The organism is Saccharomonospora iraqiensis subsp. iraqiensis, from assembly GCF_000430445.1.
In the GTDB taxonomy this organism is placed as follows: Bacteria; Actinomycetota; Actinomycetes; order Mycobacteriales; family Pseudonocardiaceae; genus Saccharomonospora; species Saccharomonospora iraqiensis.
Genome location: NZ_KE387030.1, coordinates 10,448 through 13,726 on the forward strand (window position 1 = coordinate 10,448; position 3,279 = coordinate 13,726).

General features: G+C 74.3%; 4 protein-coding genes. All 4 read right to left on the reverse strand.

Annotated elements, in window-relative coordinates:
* Window positions 1–77: 77 nt before the first annotated feature.
* Complete coding sequence (locus ACTIR_RS20945) at window positions 78–587, reverse strand: nitroreductase family deazaflavin-dependent oxidoreductase (protein WP_199285545.1); 510 nt, start codon at window positions 585–587, stop codon at window positions 78–80.
* A gap of 28 nt (window positions 588–615) precedes the next feature.
* Window positions 616–1,590, reverse strand: a complete 975-nt coding sequence (gene egtD / locus ACTIR_RS0100560; protein ID WP_026452827.1) for an L-histidine N(alpha)-methyltransferase — start codon at window positions 1,588–1,590, stop codon at window positions 616–618.
* Window positions 1,587–2,405, reverse strand: a complete 819-nt coding sequence (gene egtC, locus ACTIR_RS0100565; protein WP_026452828.1) for an ergothioneine biosynthesis protein EgtC — start codon at window positions 2,403–2,405, stop codon at window positions 1,587–1,589. The genes egtD and egtC overlap by 4 nt, the downstream gene beginning before the upstream one ends.
* Window positions 2,398–3,279: SUMF1/EgtB/PvdO family nonheme iron enzyme (locus tag ACTIR_RS0100570; RefSeq protein ID WP_026452829.1), on the reverse strand; the 882-nt coding region annotated here is incomplete at its 5' end. The genes ACTIR_RS0100570 and egtC, both read right to left, overlap by 8 nt.

The window sequence follows — 3,279 nt, forward strand, 5'->3', positions numbered from 1 at the left end:
CCCGGCGCGCCGGCTGCTGCACGGCGGCCGGATCCGGGTCGCCGTGCTCACGGTGGCCGCCGCGAGCGCGGTCACCCTCATCCTGCGCGGTCTCCTCGGCTGACCGGGGCGGCCCCGGCCGACCGGGTGAGCACGAAGATCGGCAGATCGCGGCCCGCGGTCTCCCGCTCCATCCCGTATCCCGGCCAGTACGCCAGCAACCGCCGCCACATCCGGCGGTACTCCGCACCGTGCAGTTCCCGCGCCCGCACCGGGATCTCCCGTCCGGCGACGGTCACGGTCGCCTCCGGGTGCGCCCGGAGGTTGAACGTCCACCCGGGATCCCGCCGCCGTCCCCAGTTCGAGCCGACGACCACGTACCCGTCACCGTCCGGCAGGGACAGCAGGTTCGTCCCCCGCGGCGCACCGCTGCGCCGGCCGAGCGTGGTCAGGTGCACCGACGGCAGTCCGGCGAGACCCACCAGGCTGACCCGGCCGCGGAAGATCCGGTGCAGCACCCGGTCGGCCCGGACGATCACGCCGGAGCGGCGCATCACCCAGGGCCGGGTGCCCAGGACGCGGGCCAGCGTAGGTAACGGGTTCCGCACGGGGGCATTCGATCATGCCCCGGGTGGTTCAGGAAACCGCCTCCGCCAACGACACCGCGAACCGGCGTCCGGAGTCGGTCCAGAAGTGCCGGAGCGCGAACCCCGCCCCGGCGAGCTCGGCGCGCACACCCTCCTCCCGGAACTTGGCGGAGACCTCGGTGCGGATCTCCTCCCCCGCGGCGAAGGACACCTCCAGACCGGCCCCGGGGATGCGGACGGTGGTGTCCGCGCGGGCCCGCAGCCGCATCTCGATCCACTCGTTGTCCGCGTCCCAGTGTGCGACGTGGGCGAACAGACCGGGATCGAAGTCCGCGCCCAACCGGGCGTTGAGCACGTGCAGCACGTTGCGGTTGAACTCCGCGGTCACCCCCGCCGCGTCGTCGTAGGCCCGCACCAGCGTGGCCGGGTCCTTGACGATGTCGGTGCCGAGCAGGAACCACTCGCCGTCGGTGAGCACGTCGCGCACCGACGCCAGGAACTTCGCCCGCTCGTCCGGCGGGAAGTTGCCGATCGTGCCGCCCAGGAAGGCCACCAGTCGTGGGCGGCTGCCCGGCAGCGCGGCCAGGCTCGCCGTGAAGTCCCCCACGACACCGTGCACCGAGAGGTCCGGGTAGTCCCGGCTGACCGCGTCGGCCGCCTCGGTCAGGGCGGAGGCGGACACGTCCATCGGCACGAACCGGCTCAACGTGCCGTTCCCCCGCAGCGCGTCCAGCAGCGACCGGGTCTTCTCGCTCGACCCCGACCCCAGCTCGACGAGGGTGTGCGCCCCGGTCGCGGCCGCCACGGCACCCGACCGGACGCGCAGGATCTCCCGTTCGGCCCGGGTCGGGTAGTACTCGGGCAGTGCGGTGATCCGTTCGAACAGCTCGCTGCCCCGGGCGTCGTAGAACCACTTGGACGGCAGCCACTTCCGCGTCGCCGACAGGCCCTCCCGCACGTCCGCGCGCAGCGCCTCGGTGACGTCCTCGGTGCTGCCGTGGGTCTCCACCCGTACGTCGCTCACGCCTGACTCCGTTCTCCTCCGACAGTGTCGATGTCCACCCGGACCGCCGGGTGCCCGGCGCCGACGTCGGTGCCTCCACCGTCCGGGGACACCGCCCGCCGGGCGACGACGAGGCCGCCGTCGGGAACCGGCTCCCAGCAGGGGTCGGCGTCCCAGGGCTCCGAGGCGACGAACACGCCGTCCGGTCCGGACGGGGACCGCAGGACGGACAGCGCGTGCCCCCACGCGGTGGCGATCAGCAGGTCCCGCCCGACGAGCAGCAGGTTCAGCCGCGACCCCGGCGCGGCCTGCGCGACCTCCCAGGTCAGCCGCAGCACGGCATCCACCGGATCCGCCCCGTCACCCAGGCGCCGCCGCAGCAGCGCCCACAGCAGGGCGGAGTCCGTCGGCGCGGGTAACCGCAGCAGCTCCGCCACGGGCAGCTTCTCCGCCGGGGCGGAGACCGACTCCGGCCAGCCGGAGACGACGCCGTTGTGGCTGAACAGCCATTCGTCGTCGGCGAACGGCGCGCAGGCGGCCTCGGTCACCGGCATGCCGGGCGTGCCGGACCGCACCGCGGCGACCCACCGGTCCGAGAGGACCGTCTCGGCCAGCCTGGGCAGGTCCTCGTCGGACCACACCGGTGCCGGGCGGCGGTAGCGGACGGGGCGGCCGTCGTCGGCGAACCAGCCGAGGCCGAACCCGTCCACGTTGACCGTGCCGCCGCCCCGCATGTCCGCCGGGGCCCACGCCTGCACGGTCAGCGCGTGCGGCGCGCGCACCAGGGGGTGGTGCGGCGAGGTCGGCACGCCGAGATACCCCAGATGTCTACACACCCGCGCCCCCGGTGTGCCCGGTGCCGTCCCCGCGCCCGTCGACGTCCCGTGCGCACCGGAACCCCGCGAAGATCTGCCTGCGGATCGGGAAGTCCCAGTTGCGGAACGTGCCCCGGACCGCGACCGCGTCGGTGCCGAACGACCCGCCCCGCAGCACCTTGTACTCCGGTCCGAAGAACACCTCGGAGTACTCGCGGTACGGGAACGCCGTGAAGCCCGGGTACGGCCGGAAGTCGCTGCTGGTCCATTCCCACACGTCCCCGATCAGCTGGTGCACCCCCAGCGGGGAGGCACCCTCCGGGTAGGCCCCCACCGGGGCGGGCCGCAGGTGCCGCTGGCCCAGGTTGGCGTGTTCGGCGCGCGGTTCGTCGTCGCCCCACGGGTACCGTGCCGACCGGCCGGTGGACGGGTCGAACCGGGCGGCCTTCTCCCATTCGGCCTCGGTGGGCAGCCGCTTGCCCGCCCACGCCGCGTAGGCGCTCGCCTCGTGGTGGGACACGTGCATCACGGGTTCGTCGTCCGGGACGGGTTCGTGCACCCCGAACCGGCGGCGCCACCACGTCCCGTCCGCGCGGTACCAGAAGCGGGGGGCGGTGATGTCGTGCTCGGTGCGGTAGCGCCAGCCCGGCCCGCTCCACCACCGGGGGTCGTCGTATCCGCCCGCGTCGACGAACGCGGCGAACTCCGCGTTCGTCACCGGGGTGGTGTCCAGGACGAAGGTGTCGACCGACACCTCGTGGGCGGGCCGTTCGTTGTCCAGTGCCCACGGCTCCACCGAGGTCCCCATCAGGAAGGTGCCGCCGGGCACGACGACCTCCGCGGGCAGCGTGTCCGCCCGCCGGGGCGGCGGCGGGGGCGCGTGCAGCGCGGGGTC